Below are 16,985 nucleotides of genomic sequence, written 5' to 3' on the forward strand. Positions count from 1 at the left end.
ACCTCACATCCGGAAGACGCCGAAGCCGCCCCGCACACCCTCGACCGGGGCGGTGTGGACGGCGGACAGGCACAGGCCGAGGACGGTACGGGTGTCGCGCGGGTCGATGACCCCGTCGTCGTACAGCCGCCCGGAGAGGAACATGGGCAGCGACTCGGACTCGATCTGCCGCTCCACCATGGCGCGCAAGGCGGCGTCGCCGTCCTCGTCGTACGGCTGCCCCTTCGCCGCCGCCGAGGCCCGCGCCACGATCGACAGGACCCCGGCGAGCTGCTGCGGGCCCATCACCGCTGACTTGGCGCTGGGCCAGGCGAAGAGGAAGCGCGGATCGTACGCGCGACCGCACATGCCGTAGTGCCCGGCGCCGTACGAGGCGCCCATCAGCACGGACAGATGGGGGACGCGGGAGTTCGACACCGCGTTGATCATCGTCGCGCCGTGTTTGATGATGCCGCCCTGCTCGTACTCCCTGCCGACCATGTAGCCCGTGGTGTTGTGCAGGAAGACGAGGGGGATGTCGCGCTGATTGGCGAGCTGGATGAACTGCGCGGCCTTCTGCGACTCGGCGGAGAACAGCACGCCCCGCGCGTTGGCGAGCACCCCCACCGGATAGCCGTGCAGCCGCGCCCAGCCGGTCACCAGGCTCGGCCCGTACAACGGTTTGAACTCGTCGAAGTCCGAGCCGTCCACGATCCGGGCGATCACCTCGTGCGGATCGAAGGGGATCTTCAGATCGCCGGGGACGATACCGAGCAGTTCGTCCTCGTCGTACTTCGGCGGCTCGGCCGGACCGGGATCGGGGTGCGCCTTGCGCCAGTTGAACCGGGCGACGATCCGCCGCGCGCACCGGATCGCGTCCTGTTCGTCCAGCGCGTAGTGGTCGGCGAGCCCGGACGTACGGGCGTGCATCTCGGCGCCGCCGAGCGACTCGTCGTCGCTCTCCTCGCCGGTGGCCATCTTCACCAGGGGCGGGCCGCCGAGGAAGACCTTCGACCGCTCCTTGATCATGACGGTGTGGTCGGACATCCCGGGGACATACGCGCCGCCCGCCGTGGAGTTGCCGAAGACGACCGCGACGGTGGGGATACCGGCGGCGGAGAGCCGGGTGAGGTCGCGGAAGAGCGCGCCGCCGGGGATGAAGATCTCCTTCTGGGAGGGGAGATCGGCGCCGCCGGACTCGACCAGGCTGATGACGGGCAGCCGGTTGGCGAAGGCGATCTCGTTGGCGCGCAGGGCCTTCTTCAGCGTCCAGGGGTTGGAGGCGCCGCCGCGTACGGTCGGGTCGTTGGCGGTGATCAGACACTCGACGCCCTCGACCACACCGATGCCGGTGACCATGGACGCGCCGACGGGGTAGTCGCTGCCCCAGGCGGCGAGCGGGGACAGTTCGAGGAACGGGGTGTCGGGGTCGAGCAGCAGCTCGATCCGCTCGCGCGCGAGCAGCTTGCCGCGCTTCCGGTGCCTGGCGGTGTACTTCTCGCCGCCGCCCGCCAGGGCCTTGGCGTGTTCGGCGGCCAGTTCGTCGAGCTTGCCGAGCATGGCGGCGCGGTGGGCGCCGTAGTCGGCGGACGCGGTGTCGAGGGCCGAGGGGAGCACGGTCACAGCAGGACCTCCGGGATATCGGCGTACCGTGCGCGCAGCCACTCGCCGAGCGCCTTCGCCTGGGGATCGAACCTGGCCTGCGCGGCGACGCCCTCACCGAGCAGCCCCTCGACGGTGAAGTTGACGGCGCGCAGCCGGGGCAGGAGATGCCGGACCACGGTCAGCTCCCGGCTCTCCGGGATCAGTTCCCGGAATCTGTCGGTCGTCAGCTGATGGGCGAGCCAGCGCCAGCCGTCCTCGCTCCTCGCCCAGACACCGACGTTGGCGTCGCCGCCCTTGTCACCGCTGCGGGCACCCACGACGAGCCCGAGGGGGGCGCGACGGGTGGGCAGGCCGGCGGGCAGGGGCTCCGGCAGCGGGGGCGCCGGGACCGGCTCAAGTGCCTTGGTACGTAAGGGAGCGGGCAGCGCCACGCGCCGCCCGTCGGGGAGCACGGCCGTATGGGCGACCTCGGACGCGTCCACGTACGCCGCCTCGAAGACCCCGTACGGCACGCCGTTGCCCGGCGGGGCTGTCACATGGAACCCGGGATAGCTGCCGAGCGCCAGCTCGATCGCCGCCCCGCTGACGGCCCGGCCCACCACCTCCGGATCGCTGTCGCGCACGACGAGGCGCAGCAGGGCGCTGGCGGTCTCCTCGGTGTCGGCGTCCGGCCGGTCCGTACGGGCCAGCTCCCAGCGGACCTCGGCCGGGCGCCGGCCGGCGAGCGCGTCCTCCATCTGGCCGCGCACCAGCCGGGCCTTGGCGTCGATGTCGAGGCCGGTGAGGACGAAGACGATCTCATTGCGCAGGCCGCCGAGCCGGTTGAGGCCGACCTTGAGGGCCGGGGGCGGCGGCTCGCCCCGTACGCCGGAGATCCTGACGCGGTCGGGCCCGTCCTGGTCCAGCCGTACGGTGTCGAGGCGCGCGGTGACATCGGGCCCGGGGTACCGGGCGCCGCCGGTCTCGTACAGCAGCTGCGCGGTGACCGTGCCGAGGTCGACCAGCCCGCCCGTGCCGTCGTGCTTGGTGATGACCGCCGAGCCGTCGGCGTGGATCTCGGCGAGCGGGAAGCCGGGCCGGCGCAGGTCGTGTCCGCGCAGGTCTTGTCCGCGCAGGTCGTGCTGGCTGAAGAAGGAGTAGTTCCCGCCGGTCGCCTGCGTACCGCACTCCAGGACGTGCCCGGCGACGACCGCGCCCGCGAGCGCGTCGAGATCACCGGGGCGGTCGGGGTCGTAGGGGCGGTCGGGGTCGTTGGGACGGTCAGGACCCGTGAGGTCCCAGCCGAAGTGCGCGGCGGCCGGCCCGGTCACCAGCGCCGCGTCCGTCACGCGTCCGGTGATCACGACATCGGCACCGGCCCGCAGACAGGCGGCGATTCCGGCACCGCCGAGGTAGGCGTTGGCGGTGAGGACGCCGTCACCCCAGCCGCCGCGGGCGAGGAGATCGTCCCCCTCGACATGGGCGACCCGTACCGGCACGCCCACCCGCGCGGCCAGCGCGCGTACGGCGGCGGCGAGTCCGGCCGGGTTCAGTCCGCCCGCGTTGGTGACGATCCTGACGCCCCGCTCATGGGCGAGTCCGAGGCCCTCCTCCAGCTGCCGCAGGAACGTCTTCGCATAGCCCGCGTCCGAGTTCTTCCGCCGGTCCCTGCCGAGGATGAGCATGGTCAGCTCGGCGAGATAGTCGCCGGTGAGGACATCGAGCGGACCGTCCGTGAGCATCTCGCGCAGCGCGTCGAAGCGGTCGCCGTAGAAGCCGGAGGCGTTTCCGATCCGCAGCACGCCGGGCGGGGAAGCGGCTGGGGAAGCGGCTGGGGAACTGGGTGGGGAAGCGGCTGGGGAATCGGCTGCCATCAGGCCCCCTTGGGCGCCCGGCCGGGGCCCGCCGGTCCGGCGAAGGCCTGCGCGATGTCCAGCCACGCATCCGCGTCGGGGCCCTCGGCCCGTACGGCGAGATCCGCGCGGTGCGCCCGCTGGGTCACCAGCAGACAGAAGTCCAGCGCGGGACCGGTCACACGCTGGGCGGCGTCCTCGGGACCGTACGTCCACCACTCGCCGCCGGGGCCGGTCAGTTCGACCCGGAACGGCGCGGCGGGCGGCTGCTCGCCCCGTACGGCGTAGGCGTAGTCACGGGCCCGTACACCGATCCACGCCACATGGCGCAGCCGCGCGGTCGGCTCACGGCGTACGCCGAGCGCGTCCGCGATGTCCTGGCCGTGCGCCCAGGTCTCCATCAGCCGTGCGGTCGCCATCGACGTGGTGCTCATCGGCGGCCCGAACCAGGGAAAGCGTGCGCCGGGCGGCGCCCCGCGCAGGGCCCCGTGCAGCCGCGCACGGCCGTCGCGCCATCGGGCGAGCAGTTCGGCGGGCGGGAGTACGGCGCCGGCCGCCGCGCCCTCGTCGACGAAGGTGTCGGGGGCGGCCAGGTCCTGTCCGGACTCCGCGGCGAAGGCCTCCGGATCCGCCACGGCGAGCAGCGCGGCGGAGTCGGTCCAGGTCAGATGGGCGATCTGATGGGCGATGGACCAACCGGGTGACGGGGTCGCGAGCAGCCATCTCCCGGGCTCCAGCGGGGCGACCAGCCGGTCGAGTTCCTCACTCTCGCTGTGCAGATCACCGAGCACTTCGGCAGAGCCGGAGTCGGACACGAATGCGCTCCCCTCGGGGCACGACGGTGTGCGTGCCCCGGAGCATGGCAGCGCCCGGAGAAACAATCAAGCGTGCTTGCTTTGCTGTTACCGGACCTCGCCTACCGGACCTCGCCTACCGAACCTCGCCCCGGGCCGGCTTACGGGCGGGCTTGCCGGCGGGCTTACGGGCGGGCTTCGGGTTCCCGCGCCCGATCTGGGTACGTACCGCGCCCATGCTCGCCACGATGACCAGCGCGATCGCCAGCGCGTCGGTGGCGGAGAGCGCCTGGTGCAGAACGAGGAATCCGGCGGTCGCCGCGATGGCCGGTTCCAGACTCATCAGCACGGCGAAGGTGGGGGCGGGCAGCCGCCGCAGGGCGAGCAGTTCGAGGGTGTACGGGAGGACGGAGGACATCAGCGCCACCGCGAGGGCGAGCCCGAGCGTGGAGGGCACCAGCAGTTTCGAGCCGGATTCCACGATGCCAAGCGGCAGGGCGAGCAGCGCGCCGACCGCCATCGCCAGCGCCAGCCCGTCGGCCTGCGGGAAGCGCCGGCCGGTACGCGCGCTGAAGACTATGTAGGTGGCCCACATGGCGCCCGCACCGAGCGCATATGCCGCGCCCACCGGGTCGAGCCGGTCGAAGCCTCCACCGCTGAGCAGCAGCACTCCGCCGAGCGCGAGCCCCGCCCACAGGAGGTTGACCAGCCGCCGCGAGACGATCACGGAGAGGGCGAGCGGCCCGATGACTTCCAGGGTGACGGCCGCACCGAGCGGGATACGGTCGGCCGCCTGGTAGAAGAGACAGTTCATCGCGGCCATGGCGGCGCCGAAGGCGATCACCGTGCCCCAGTCGGCGCGCGAGTGGCCGCGCAGGGCGGGGCGGCAGACCGCGAGCAGCACGATCGCGGCGAGCGCGAGCCGCAGCGAGACGATTCCGAGGGCGCCGGTCCTGGGCATCAGCAGGACGGCGATGGCGGCACCGAACTGTACGGAGAGCCCACCCGCCACGACCAGGGCGACGGGTCCGAGGCTCTGCTTGCCGCCGACGGCCTGGCCGGGACCGGTGGAGTCGCCGGGGCGCGCGGCCCGGACGGAACCGGCGGTCTGGACGGAACCGGCGGCCTGGACAGCGCCGGTGGCTTCCGGCAGTGAGACAGCGGCGGCAGCGTCGACAGCGGCAACAGCGTCAGTGGCGGCAGCGGTACGCGGCTCTTCCACCGGATCCCTCCCTCAGTTCGCTTCAATGGACTCACGGTCTAAGATACTGCACTTATCCGACTGTCTCGCACAGTCACGCTACGGCCCTGGCCTGCACCCCGTGAAATGCCTATTGGGCTGCCGTTATGCTCCGGACGCATGAGCATTGAGCTGCGCCATCTCCGCTGCTTCCTCGCCATCGCCGAGGAGTCCAGCGTGACCAGGGCGGCGGCCCGGCTGCATCTCACCCAGCCCGCCGTCTCCCGCACCCTCGCCGCGCTGGAGAAACATCTCGGCGTGCGGCTCGCGGAGCGCTCCACCCACCATCTCGCTCTCACCGCCGAGGGGCGCGCCTTCCGCGACCGGGCGGCCTCCGCCGTCGCCGCGTTCGACGATGCCCTCGACGCCGAGCGGCTGCGCCGCAGGCCGCTCCGGCTCGGTCACGCGTGGTCGGCCTTCGGCCCGTACACCACACCGCTGCTGCGCCGCTGGGAGCGGGAGCGGCCCGAGACCCCGCTCGAACTGCTGCGGATCGACGACCGTACGGCCGGGCTGGCCCGGGGCGAGGTCGACGCGGCGCTGCTGCGCGGCCCGGTGGCGACACCCGGGCTGGTCGCGGAGCTGCTGTTCACCGAGGCCCGGATGGCGGCGGTCCCGGCCGATGGACCGCTGGCCGCGCGCACGTCCCTGACGCTCGCGGATCTGGTGACCCAGCCGCTGATCGTCAACCGGGTCTCGGGCACGACGAGTCCGGCGCTCTGGCCGCCGGGGGCGGGTCCGGCGACCACCGTCACGGTCACCAACACCGACGACTGGCTGATGACCATCGCCGCGGCGCGCGGCATCGGCGTGACGGGCGCCTCGACGGCCGCCGTGCACCCCCACCCCGGCGTCGCCTACCGGCCCTTGCCCGAAGCCCCGCCGCTCCAGGTCTTCCTGGTCTGGCGCGAGGGCGCCACGCATCCGGCGACCCCCCATCTCGCGGCCCTCGCCCACGAACTGGCGTCGGGAGCCTGACCGCGCCCGACCGCGCCCCGTTCACCCGCATGCCCGCCACCGCGCGCCCCCCTCGACAGGGGACGAACACACTGATGTCGACTCGCCCTCACCCGTCTCAAAAGAGGAGAGAGAGACATGCCCATGCCATCCACCCCCGGGCGGCGGATACGTTCGCGTCCCGGCCCGAGGAGAGGTCCGCGTTCCGGCCCTCGGATACGTTCGCACCACGCGTGTGCCCTCGCCGCGATGTTCACCGCGACGGCCCTCGTCAACGCCATCCCCGCCGCCGACGCCGCCGCTGCCGCCCACCACTCCGCGAGCCGCGGCGTCACCGCCGCCAAACCGACGATCGTGCTGGTGCACGGCGCCTTCGCCGACGCGTCGAGCTGGGGCGAGGTCGTCCCGAACCTGCAGAACGACGGCTACCTCGTCATGGCACCCGCCAATCCGCTGCGGGGCCTGCACGGCGACGCGGCGTACATAGCCAGCTTCCTCAGAAGCATCAAGGGCCCGATCGTTCTGGTCGCCCACTCCTACGCCGGCGCGGTGATCAGCGGCGCCGCGATCGGCAATCCGCACGTCAAGGCGCTCGTCTACATCAACGCGCTGATGCCCGACAAGGGCGAAGTCCTCTCGGTCCTTTCGGACAAGTTCCCGGGCAGCGAACTCGGAACGGCCACCAACTCCGTACCGTTCACCCGGCCCGACGGATCCACCGGCACCGACCTCTACATCAAGCCCGAGCGGTTCAGGCCGGTGTTCGCCGCCTCGCTGCCCGAGGCCACCACCGCGGTACTCGCGGCCACGCAACGCCCCATCGCCGCCCAGGCGTTCGCCGACACGGCCGGCCCCGCCGCCTGGAAGACCATCCCCTCCTGGGCCCTCGTCTCCACCCAGGACAAGACCATCTCCCCCGAGCTGGAGCGTTTCGAGGCCAAGCGGGCCCGCTCCCATACGGTCGAGATCAACGCCCCGCACCTCGCCATGCTCGCCGACCCCAGGGCCGTCACCGATCTGATCCTCGACGCCGCCCGGTCCCGGGCGGCGGGCGGAGAGTCCGACGGGACCCTGGCCTCCACGGGCCCCAACCCCTCGGTCGTCGCCGGGGTCGCCGGCGCGGCCGTCATCGCGGGGGCGAGCCTGGTCTCCGCGACGCGCAGGCGACGGCCCACCGCGAGCTGACGCGTGATTGCGCGAACAGCGGCCGGCCGAGGTGCCAGGCGGTTCGGAGCGCGGACGTCACCATCACCGCGCCTCCCGTCACCGCCCCTCGGCCGGCCTCTCCGTCGACTCCCCCCTTCATTCCTCCTTCAGCTCCTCTTTCGACTCAGCCTTCGGCTCCTCCTTCAACGCCTCCGCGAGCACCTCCGCCAGGTGACGCGCCCGGTGGCCGCCCAGCTGCGCCAGCTGGGTACGGCACGAGAAGCCGTCCGCCAGGATCTCCGCCCCCTGGCCGGCCGCCCGCAGCGACGGCAGCAGCTGGTCCTCCGCGCAGGCCACCGAGACGGCGTAATGGCCGCGTTCGAAACCGAAGTTGCCCGCCAGCCCGCAGCAGCCGCCGCTCAGCTCACCGGTCAGGCCCGCGCGTTCACGTAGCCGCCGGTCCGCCTCGTCGCCCAGGACCGCGTGCTGGTGGCAGTGCGTCTGCCCGGTGACCGGACGGTCCAGACGAGGTGGCCGCCACCGCGGCGCGCACTCCTCCAGGGCCTGGGCGAAGGTCCGTACGGACGCGGCCAGCCGCGCCGCGCGCGGGTCGTCGCCGAGCAGTTCCGGCAGGTCCGTGGTGAGCGCGCCCGCGCAGCTCGGTTCGAGGACGACGACCGGAAGGCCCGCGTCCAGCAGTGGTTCCATCAGGTCCAGCGTGCGGCGCATGACCGTACGCGCCCGGTCGAGCTGGCCCGTCGAGACATAGGTCAGCCCGCAGCAGACCCGGCCCCCCTGCGGCGGCGCCACGACACCGATCCCGGCCGCCTCGAACACCCGTACCGCCGCCCGGCCCACCGACGGCGTCAGATACTCGGTGAAGGTGTCCGGCCACAGGACCGCCGAGCGGCTGCGCGCGAGGACCTCCGTACGGGCCTTCATATGCCGTTCCAGCCACCGTCCGAAGGGCTCGGGCGCCAGCCGCGGAATCGAACGCTCCGGGGCGATGCCCCCCAGCCGCTTCGCGAGCGCCGCCAGCGGGGGCACCCGCGCCGCCGCGTTCAGCACCCGTGCGAACGGCGCCGCCAGCCGCAGCCAGCGCGGCAGCATGCCCATCGCGTAGTGCGCGGCGGGCCGCATCCGGCCCGCGTAGTGGTGGTGCAGGAACTCCGCCTTGTACGTGGCCATGTCCACGCCCACCGGGCAGTCGCTGCGGCAGCCCTTGCAGGACAGACAGAGGTCCAGCGCGTCCCGTACCTCCGTCGAGCGCCAGCCGTCCGTCACCACCTCGCCCGCGAGCATCTCGTGGAGCAGCCGGGCGCGCCCGCGCGTGGAGTGCTGTTCCTCGCCCGTCGCGCGGAACGAGGGACACATCACCCCCGGCCCGGAACGCGCCACCGAGTTCGCCCCTGCCCCCGCCCCCGCTCCCGCTTCCGCTCCCGAACCGGGCCCGCCCACCCGGCACTTGGCGACCCCCACACACCTGCGTACGGCCGCCGAGAAGTCCCCGCCGCCCGGCCCGTCGTGCGGATAGCCGAACGCGACCTCGACACGCTCGCGGGGCAGCACCGCGAAGCGCAGATTCTCGTCGAGCCTGGCCGGGCGGGCCAGCACGCCCGGGTTCATCCCGCCCGCCGGATCCCACAGGTCCTTGAACCGGCCGAAGAGCCCGACCAGTTCGTCCCCGTACATCTTCGGCAGCAGCTCCGAGCGCGCCAGTCCGTCGCCGTGCTCGCCCGAGAGCGAGCCGCCGTGCGCGACGACCAGCGACGCCACCTCCTCCGAGAACCGCCGGAAGCGCCGTACCCCGTCCTCGGTCAGCAGATCGAAGTCGATACGGACATGGATGCAGCCGTCGCCGAAGTGCCCGTAGGGCGTGCCGCGCAGGCCGTGTTCCGCGAGCAGCGCGCGGAAGTCGCGCAGATACGCGCCGAGCCGGGCGGGCGGCACCGCGCAGTCCTCCCAGCCGGGCCAGGCCTCCGTGTCGTCGGGCATGCGGGTCGCGGTCCCGGCCGCGTCCTCCCGTACGCGCCACAGCGCCCGCTGCCCGGCCGGGTCGGCCACGACCGTTCCGTCCAGCGCGTCGGCCGCGCGGAGGATCGCGGTGGCGGCGGCCCGCGCCTCGGCCGGCGTCGCGCCGCCCGTCTCCACGAACAGCCAGGCCCCGCCGCGCGGCAGTCCGTGCCCGCCCTCGCCCCGTACGCGCACAAGGTCCTCGGACATGCCCTCGACCGTCAGCGGACCGTACGGGAGCAGCCCGGCCGCGGCTTCGGCGGCGGCGCTCTCGTCCGGGTAGCCGAGGACGGCCAGGGCGCGGGCCGGGGGCGACTCGACGAGCCGTACCGTCGCTTCGGTGACGACCCCGAGCGTGCCCTCGCTGCCGCAGAAGGCACGGGCCAGATCGGTGCCGGCCTCGGGCAGCAGCGCGTCCAGCGCGTATCCGGAGATCCGTCGGGGAAGCCCGGCGGGGAAGCCCGTGCGCAGCGGTGCGAGATGGGACTCGACCAGCTCGCGCACCCCGGCCGGGGCGCCGTCCCAGCCCTTGCCGAGGCGGAGCGCGGCGCCGCCGTAGGTGATCACCGACAGCTCGTGGACATTGTCGGCGGTCGTGCCCCAGGCCACCGAGTGCGCTCCGCACGAGTTGTTGCCGATCATCCCGCCGAGCGTGCACCGGCTGTGCGTGGACGGATCGGGTCCGAAGGTCAGCCCGTACGGCCGTACGGCCTCGCGCAGCGCGTCCAGGACGACGCCTGGCTGGACGACCGCCGTGCGCGCCTCCGGGTCCACGGACACGATCGACCGCAGATGGCGGGTGAGGTCGAGCACCACGCCCAGGCCCGTGGCGTTTCCCGCGATGGAGGTCCCGGCGCCGCGCGGCACCACCGGCACCCCGTACGTACGGCAGACCGCGAGCGCCGCCGCCACATCCGCCGCGTCACGCGGGGCGACGACTCCGACCGGCACCCGCCGGTAGTTGGACGCGTCCATGGTCGTCAGCGCTCTGGCCGCCGCGCCGAAATCCACCTCACCGCGCACGGCCGCCGTCAGCGCCGCGGCCACTTCCGTGGCCGGTGCCGGGTCCGCTGCCGATGCCGTCGCTTTTCGTGTGTTTCGGGTATCCCGTGTATCCCGCGTTTCGCGCTCAGCCATGAATCCAGCATGCCCCCGCCGTTCTCACCGTCCCGGTTCTTCCTGATTCGCCGCTCCCGGAACAGCAAAGAAAGGAAACATGAACCTCCCAAACTGATCGTCAATTCTCATATAGTGGCCACCGTTTGAGCATTATTCAACAACGCCCGTGCCCCTCATCCCGGACGGTCCGGGCGGCCGACCGCCTTCCCGATCCCCACATCCTGGAGCAGGTGCGCGTTGGACTCCGCAACCTCCGAACGGGCCGCCGGCCCGTCAACGGACCGGCAGGCCCTGCCCAGTACCGCCGACAACGGTCTGAAGATCGTCATCGTCGGCGGCTTCGCCGTCGGCAAGACGACCATGGTCCGTTCCGTCAGCGAGATCCGTCCCCTCAACACCGAGGAGGCGATGACGCGCTCGGGCCAGGACATCAGCGGACTCGCCGGGCTCGACGGCCTCCAGCGGAAGAACACGACCACCGTCGCCTTCGACTTCGGCCGGATCTCCCTCGACGCGCGCTCGGTGCTCTATCTCTTCGGCGCCCCCGGGCAGGAACGTTTCTGGTATCTCTGGGACCGGCTCTTCTCCGGCACACTCGGCGCGGTCGTACTCGTCGACACCCGCCGTCTCTCCGACTCCTGGTACGCGATCGACCGGCTGGAGCACCACGGCATTCCCTTCATCGTGGCCTGCAACGACTTCGGCGGGCCCGTCCACACGGAGGAGGAGATCCGCGCGGCGCTCGTTCTGGCGCCGGATGTGCCGCTGGTGGAGTGCGACGCGCGGGACCGCTCGTCCAGCAAGTACGTACTGATCACGCTCGTCGAGTACCTCCACGCCCTGGCCGAGAAGAGAGCGGCGGCCACGGCGGCGACTCCCTGACGGCCCTGGTCCTCCGTAGTCCTCGTGGTCCTCCATAGTCCTCCGTACGGGTGAAGCTCTGGCTGCGGAGCCAGGGGGCGGCGGGACCCGAGCGCAGCCTCCGCGTCCCCCTTCCCACCGCCCTGGCGGGTGTCTCACCGTGTCTCACCCGACGGACACGGTTATCGGGCGTGCTACGCGAGCGACTACGCTCCGGCCCGTGGCCGATATCGAGATTCCCGTTGACATCAAGCCCGCCGACGGCCGTTTCGGCGCAGGCCCCTCCAAGGTGCGGACGGAGGCGGTGGACGCGCTGGCCGCCACCGGTACGTCGCTCCTCGGTACATCCCATCGCCAGGCCCCAGTCAAGAACCTGGTCGGCGCGGTGCGCGAGGGCGTACGGAGCCTCTTCGAGCTCCCCGAGGGCTACGAGGTGATCCTGGGCAACGGCGGCTCCACCGCCTTCTGGGACATCGCGACACACGGTCTGATCGAGAACAAATCACAGCACCTCTCCTTCGGTGAGTTCTCCTCCAAGTTCGCCAAGGCGGCGAAGCTCGCGCCGTGGCTGGCCGACCCGACCGTCATCTCCGCCGATCCCGGCTCGCACCCGGACCCGAAGGCCGAGACGGGCGTCGACGTCTACGCGTTCACCCACAACGAGACCTCCACGGGTGTCGCGGCCCCGATCAAGCGCGTCGCGGGCGCCGACGAGGGTTCGCTCGTCCTGGTCGACGCGACCTCCGGCGCGGGCGGCCTGCCGGTCGACATCACCGAGACGGACGTCTACTACTTCGCCCCGCAGAAGTCCTTCGCCTCCGACGGCGGCCTGTGGATCGGCGTCTTCTCGCCGGCCGCGCTGGAGCGCGCCGCACGCGTCCACGCCTCGGGACGCCATGTCCCGGAGTTCTTCTCGCTGCCGACGGCGATCGACAACTCGCTGAAGAACCAGACGTACAACACCCCGGCGCTGGCCACACTCTTCCTCCTCAACGAGCAGCTCACCTGGCTCAACTCCCAGGGCGGCCTGGACTGGTCGGTCCGCCGTACGGCCACCTCCTCCCGCACGCTCTACGGATGGGCCGACGCGTCCAAGTACGCCACCCCGTTCGTGGTCGATCCGGCGAAGCGCTCGCAGGTCATCGGCACGATCGACTTCGCGGACGAGATCGACGCGGCGGCCGTCGCCAAGACGCTGCGCGCCAACGGCATCGTCGACACCGAGCCCTACCGCAAGCTGGGCCGCAACCAGCTGCGCGTGGCGATGTTCCCCGCGATCGACCCGGCGGACATCACGGCGCTGACGGAGTGCATCGACTATGTGATCGAACGCCTCTGACCGTCCGGATCCCACGCGATCCCACGGATTTCGGCGGTTCGGCTCGCTGCTTCCCGGGCCCCGGCGCACTCACACCGCGCCGGGGCCCGTCGCATGCGCCCCCGCGGCTCGTCTCCGCTACTCACTCATCTGCTCAGCCGCTGAAACTTCCGTACCGCCAGTGGTGCGAACACCGCTGTCAGCGCCACCGGCCAGGCCACCGACAACAACAGGGCGTGCTCCTCCGGCCAGGTGCCGCCGCTCGCCACCGGATTGCCGAACAGCTCCCGCGTCGCCGTCACCGTCGCGGACACCGGATTCCACGCGGCCACGGTGCCCAGCCAGTCAGGCATCAGCGAGGGCGCCACGAAGACGCTGGAGATCATCGTGAACGGAAAGGCGACCACGTAGAGGTTCCCGGCCGCTTCCGGACCGGGGACCAGCAGCCCCAGCCATACCCCCACCCATATCAGCGAGAAGCGCAGAAGCAGCAGCAGTCCGAAGGCCCCGAGCGCGCCCGGGAACCCGCTGTCCCATCGCCAGCCGATGACGAACGCCGTCACGGCCAGGATCAGCAGCTCCGCGGCAGCCGTGAGCAGATCGCCGACCCCCCGGCCCGTGACCACCGCGGACGGGGCCATCGGCATCGACCGGAACCGGTCGACGACCCCCTTGGAGCGGTCGGTGACCACCGCCACCGCCGTGTTGATAAAGCCGAAGGCCATCGTCATCGCGAACATCCCGGGCATCAGGAACTCCCGGTAGTCGCCACCTCCCGGCACCTTCATGGCGCTGCCGAAGACGTACCCGTACAGCAGCACGGAGACGATCGGGAAGCCCAACTGCCAGACGATATAGACCGGTTGGCGCTGGTAGTGGGTAAGCCCTCGCCGTACGACATTCCAGCAGTCGGCCACCGCCCAGTACGCCCGGCCATGGCCGCCGCCGTAGTCGCTCCCGGTCTCCAGATCCAGCGCGACACTCATGCCGCCACCCCCTCCTTCACATCTGCGGACAGGTCCCCGCCCGAGCCCCCGTCCGAGCCCCCGTCCGGGCCGGCGGCGGTGTCGGCGTCGACGCCCGTACGGCGCCCGGTCAGCCGGAGGAACACGTCGTCGAGGCTCGGCCTGCGCAGCCCGATGTCCTCCACCGCCGTCCCCCGGTCCTGGAGCGTGCGCGCCACCTCCGTCAGCGCGGCCACCCGGTCGCTCACCGCCGCGTGCACCCGGCGGGCCGCGTCGTCCGTCTCCACCGCCGCGTCGGCCACCCGCGCCACCGCCTCGACCGCCACCGGTATGTCCGCGCGCTCCGCCACCACGACCTCGATCCGGTCGCCGCCCACGGTGTTCTTCAGCTCCGCGGGGCTGTCGTCCGCGATGGCCCGCCCGTGGTCGATGACGGTGATACGCGAGGCGAGCTTGTCCGCCTCGTCCAGATACTGCGTGGTGAGCAGTACGGTCGTACCCCCCGCCACCAAGGCCCGGACCGCGTCCCAGACCTCACCGCGCCCACGCGGATCGAGACCGGTCGTCGGCTCGTCGAGGAAGAGGACCTGCGGGGCGAGGATCATCGACGCGGCCAGGTCCAGGCGCCGCCTCATCCCCCCGCTGTACTCACCGACGCCCTTGCCGCCCGCCTCCACCAGATCGAACTGCTCCAGCAGCTCACCGGCGCGCAACGCGGCCCGCCGCGAGCCGAGATGGAAGAGGCGGCCGAACATCTCCAGGTTCTGCCTGCCGGTGAGGACCTCATCGACCGCCGCGTACTGCCCCGCGAGGCCGATCCGGCTCCGTACCCCCCAGGGATCGCGCGCCACATCGACGCCCGCCACCTCCGCCCGCCCGCCGTCGAACCGCAGCAGGGTCGCCAGCACCCGGACCGCGGTGGTCTTGCCCGCGCCATTCGGCCCGAGCAGCCCATGCACGGTGCCTCTGCGGACGGCTAGGTCGAAGCCGTCGAGCGCGTACGTCCCCCGCCGCTCCCCCTTCTTCCCTCCCCTCTCTCCCTTCTCCCTCTTCCCCTTCGCCTTCTTCTCCCCGTACCTCTTCTGGATCGCCTCCGCCAGCACGGCGTGTTCGGTCACAGCCCCTCCCAGGCAAGCCATCGATCAACTGAGTACAGCGTACCCACATGAGAGTACACCGTACCCATTTTCTTTCAAGGGGATTACGCTGAGCTCATGACATCGACGGAATCGACCGGCAGCGGCAACGTCGCGCGCAGTCTCGAACTCCTCTGGGGATCGGGCGAACGCCCCAGCCGCGGCCCCAAACCCGGCCTCACGCTCGACCGGATAGTCACGACCGCCGTCGCGCTCGCGGACGCCGAGGGCCTGGACGCCGTCTCGATGCGCCGGCTCTCCACCGAGCTGGGTACGGGCACCATGTCGCTCTACCGCTACGTGCCCGGCAAGGGCGAGCTGATCGATCTGATGCTGAATCAGGTACAGGGCGAGACGGCCGCGCCGGCCGAGAGCCCCGGCTCCGGATCAGGCTGGCGGTCCGCCGCGGAGGCGATGGCGCGCGCCGCGCTCGCGCTCCACCAGCGCCATCCCTGGCTGCTCTCCGTGAACCAGGCCAGACCGGTCCTCGGCCCGAACTCGGTCAGCGGACTGGAGAAGACGCTCGCCGGCATCAAGGGAATGGGACTGAGCGACCCGGAGCTGATCTCGGTGATCATCATGATCGAGGGCTATGTGACCGGGATCGCCCGTACGCATGTCCACGCCATCGAGGCGGAGAAGAAGTCGGGCATCACCGACGAGGAGTTCTGGCAGGCCCAGGAGCCCGTTCTGTCGAACGCCATGAACAGTGGGGTGTATCCGGTCATGGCCTCGCTGTCCGTGGAAGCGTTCGGCCCCGAATTCGACCATTTCGAATTCGGGCTCCAGCGAATCCTCGACGGCTTGGAGGTGCTGGTCGAACGGCGTGCGGCGGAGGCGGAGCGGGAGCGCGAGACGGCGGAGCAGAAGGCGACGTGACGCGGGGCGACGTGACACGGCCGGTGCTCCGCCTCAGCCCTTCCGGCGCAGCCGCTTGAAGGCGAGGACCAGCGCGGCCCCACCGATGACGATGACCGCGCCGAGGGTGGCGTTCCCTTGGTTCTCGCCGCCGCCCGTGCCGTCGGCCGTACCTCCGTTCCCAGCCCCGCCTGACGAGGAATTCCCGCTTCCGGAGGACGAGTTGCCTCCGGAGGACGAGTCGCCGTCGGTGCCCTTGTCCAGGTCCACCCGCACGACCCCGCTCTCCTTGCCCTCGGTGCCGAACATCAGCGCCTTGCCGTCCGCCGTGTAGGTCACCGACTCGGACTGCCACTGAATCGGTGCGCTGATCCGGCGCTCCGTACCCAGCCGGCCGTTCTGCCACGCGTAGGCACGCGCGCTGAAGTACGAGCGCAGCACCAGCTCCTTGCCGTCCGGCGAGAACGCCCCGTCCGTCACCCAGGGCACGTCATCGACCCGCCGGAAGGTATTGGTCCCGGACGAGGTCAGCTCCGCCGGGCCCTCGTACAGCCCGCCGCCGTCCTCGTTCTTCGAGGCGATATAGACCCGCCCGGTCTTGGGGTCCACCATCATCGACTCGGCGTCGCGCGGCCCGTCGGCGTACTTCACGGTGAACTGTGTGGCACGTACCGTCGCGTCCTTGAGCTGCTTGGGCTCGGGGAAACGGTAGATCCACACGTGATCCCAGGCGCCCTTCAGGTTGTCGCCAATATCGCCGACATACACATTCCCATCGGGACCCATAGAGATGGCTTCTACATCCCGGGGCTTGCCAATGCCTTCGAGGGTGAGCGTCGCGACCGTCTCGCCGGTCCTGGAGTCCACGGCATAGATCTGGGGCCCATAACCGCTGTCGTTATGTGTCCAGTAGACACCGGGATGGGCTCCGCTGGCGGCCAGACCGCTGGACTCCGTGATCCTCGGGTCCTTGATCGTGAAGCTCCGGTCGGGCGCCCCCTCGTCGGCCGCTACGGCGGGGGTGACGGCGGGGGCGGACACCACCGCCGAGGCCGTCATCAGCAGTACGGCGGCGATGGCACCGGAAACACGCGGGCCGGGGTGGCGCGGAAGCGAACGCATGCACCAAGACTGCCATCCCCGCCCGCGCCGGCCTGCCGGT

Annotated in this window: 13 protein-coding genes; 5 read left to right on the plus strand and 8 right to left on the minus strand. The window is 71.6% G+C overall.

The features are described from left to right. Positions 1 to 3 precede the first annotated feature (3 nt). The 4 genes from AB0M67_RS21050 to AB0M67_RS21065 form a co-directional block, all read right to left on the minus strand. Positions 4 to 1,602 (minus strand): carboxyl transferase domain-containing protein, encoded by a 1,599-nt coding sequence (locus AB0M67_RS21050; RefSeq protein WP_365747513.1) that lies wholly within the window; start codon positions 1,600 to 1,602, stop codon positions 4 to 6. Further along, positions 1,599 to 3,437 (minus strand): acyclic terpene utilization AtuA family protein, encoded by a 1,839-nt coding sequence (locus AB0M67_RS21055; protein ID WP_365747514.1) that lies wholly within the window; start codon positions 3,435 to 3,437, stop codon positions 1,599 to 1,601. The genes AB0M67_RS21050 and AB0M67_RS21055 overlap by 4 nt, the downstream gene beginning before the upstream one ends. Further along, positions 3,437 to 4,231, minus strand: coding sequence for a TIGR03084 family metal-binding protein (locus AB0M67_RS21060; protein ID WP_365747516.1), 795 nt, complete (start codon positions 4,229 to 4,231; stop codon positions 3,437 to 3,439). Before AB0M67_RS21060 ends, AB0M67_RS21055 begins: the two co-directional genes overlap by 1 nt. 115 nt (positions 4,232 to 4,346) lie before the next feature. Continuing rightward, positions 4,347 to 5,432, minus strand: coding sequence for an EamA family transporter (locus AB0M67_RS21065; RefSeq protein ID WP_365747518.1), 1,086 nt, complete (start codon positions 5,430 to 5,432; stop codon positions 4,347 to 4,349). Positions 5,433 to 5,570: 138 nt separating this feature from the next. On the opposite strand from AB0M67_RS21065, the gene AB0M67_RS21070 reads away from it, so the two are divergent. Both AB0M67_RS21070 and AB0M67_RS21075 read left to right on the plus strand, forming a co-directional pair. Continuing rightward, positions 5,571 to 6,428: a LysR family transcriptional regulator gene (locus AB0M67_RS21070; RefSeq protein WP_365747520.1), complete on the plus strand. Its 858-nt coding sequence runs from the start codon at positions 5,571 to 5,573 to the stop codon at positions 6,426 to 6,428. 228 nt (positions 6,429 to 6,656) lie between these two features. Continuing rightward, entirely contained in the window at positions 6,657 to 7,592 is a 936-nt protein-coding gene (locus AB0M67_RS21075; protein ID WP_365747522.1) for an alpha/beta hydrolase, read from the plus strand. Positions 7,593 to 7,709: 117 nt separating this feature from the next. On the opposite strand, the gene AB0M67_RS21080 is transcribed toward AB0M67_RS21075, so the two are convergent. Beyond that, on the minus strand, positions 7,710 to 10,703 hold the full coding sequence (locus AB0M67_RS21080; RefSeq protein WP_365747524.1) for an FAD-binding and (Fe-S)-binding domain-containing protein: 2,994 nt from the start codon (positions 10,701 to 10,703) through the stop codon (positions 7,710 to 7,712). Positions 10,704 to 10,922: 219 nt separating this feature from the next. Between AB0M67_RS21080 and AB0M67_RS21085 the strand changes: the two genes are divergently transcribed. Both AB0M67_RS21085 and serC read left to right on the plus strand, forming a co-directional pair. Continuing rightward, on the plus strand, positions 10,923 to 11,567 hold the full coding sequence (locus AB0M67_RS21085; RefSeq protein ID WP_365747526.1) for an ATP/GTP-binding protein: 645 nt from the start codon (positions 10,923 to 10,925) through the stop codon (positions 11,565 to 11,567). A gap of 199 nt (positions 11,568 to 11,766) precedes the next feature. Then, positions 11,767 to 12,885, plus strand: a complete 1,119-nt coding sequence (gene serC / locus AB0M67_RS21090) for a phosphoserine transaminase (RefSeq protein ID WP_365747527.1) — start codon at positions 11,767 to 11,769, stop codon at positions 12,883 to 12,885. 125 nt (positions 12,886 to 13,010) lie between these two features. Here serC and AB0M67_RS21095 read toward each other — a convergent pair whose 3' ends face one another. After that, positions 13,011 to 13,850 (minus strand): ABC transporter permease, encoded by an 840-nt coding sequence (locus AB0M67_RS21095; RefSeq protein ID WP_365747529.1) that lies wholly within the window; start codon positions 13,848 to 13,850, stop codon positions 13,011 to 13,013. Then, entirely contained in the window at positions 13,847 to 14,968 is a 1,122-nt protein-coding gene (locus AB0M67_RS21100) for an ATP-binding cassette domain-containing protein (protein ID WP_365747531.1), read from the minus strand. Before AB0M67_RS21100 ends, AB0M67_RS21095 begins: the two co-directional genes overlap by 4 nt. Positions 14,969 to 15,043: 75 nt before the next feature. On the opposite strand from AB0M67_RS21100, the gene AB0M67_RS21105 reads away from it, so the two are divergent. Next, positions 15,044 to 15,844 carry a TetR/AcrR family transcriptional regulator gene (locus AB0M67_RS21105; RefSeq protein ID WP_365747533.1) on the plus strand — a complete coding sequence of 267 codons (801 nt, stop codon included), beginning with the start codon at positions 15,044 to 15,046 and terminating at the stop codon, positions 15,842 to 15,844. Positions 15,845 to 15,877: 33 nt separating this feature from the next. On the opposite strand, the gene AB0M67_RS21110 is transcribed toward AB0M67_RS21105, so the two are convergent. After that, on the minus strand, positions 15,878 to 16,945 hold the full coding sequence (locus tag AB0M67_RS21110; protein ID WP_365747535.1) for a WD40 repeat domain-containing protein: 1,068 nt from the start codon (positions 16,943 to 16,945) through the stop codon (positions 15,878 to 15,880). Between the last annotated feature and the right edge of the window lie 40 nt (positions 16,946 to 16,985).

This window comes from Streptomyces sp. NPDC051662, from assembly GCF_040681655.1.
Taxonomy (GTDB): Bacteria; Actinomycetota; Actinomycetes; order Streptomycetales; family Streptomycetaceae; genus Streptomyces.

Excerpts from the sequence above, each read along its gene's own strand:
- AB0M67_RS21105 (WP_365747533.1), top strand. The coding sequence starts at position 15,044 with ATGACATCGACGGAATCGACCGGCAGCGGCAACGTCGCGCGCAGTCTC.
- AB0M67_RS21080 (WP_365747524.1), bottom strand. The coding sequence starts at position 10,703 with ATGGCTGAGCGCGAAACGCGGGATACACGGGATACCCGAAACACACGA.
- AB0M67_RS21070 (WP_365747520.1), top strand. The coding sequence starts at position 5,571 with ATGAGCATTGAGCTGCGCCATCTCCGCTGCTTCCTCGCCATCGCCGAG.
- AB0M67_RS21110 (WP_365747535.1), bottom strand. The coding sequence starts at position 16,945 with ATGCGTTCGCTTCCGCGCCACCCCGGCCCGCGTGTTTCCGGTGCCATC.
- AB0M67_RS21055 (WP_365747514.1), bottom strand. The coding sequence starts at position 3,437 with ATGGCAGCCGATTCCCCAGCCGCTTCCCCACCCAGTTCCCCAGCCGCT.
- AB0M67_RS21075 (WP_365747522.1), top strand. The coding sequence starts at position 6,657 with ATGTTCACCGCGACGGCCCTCGTCAACGCCATCCCCGCCGCCGACGCC.
- AB0M67_RS21095 (WP_365747529.1), bottom strand. The coding sequence starts at position 13,850 with ATGAGTGTCGCGCTGGATCTGGAGACCGGGAGCGACTACGGCGGCGGC.
- AB0M67_RS21100 (WP_365747531.1), bottom strand. The coding sequence starts at position 14,968 with ATGGCTTGCCTGGGAGGGGCTGTGACCGAACACGCCGTGCTGGCGGAG.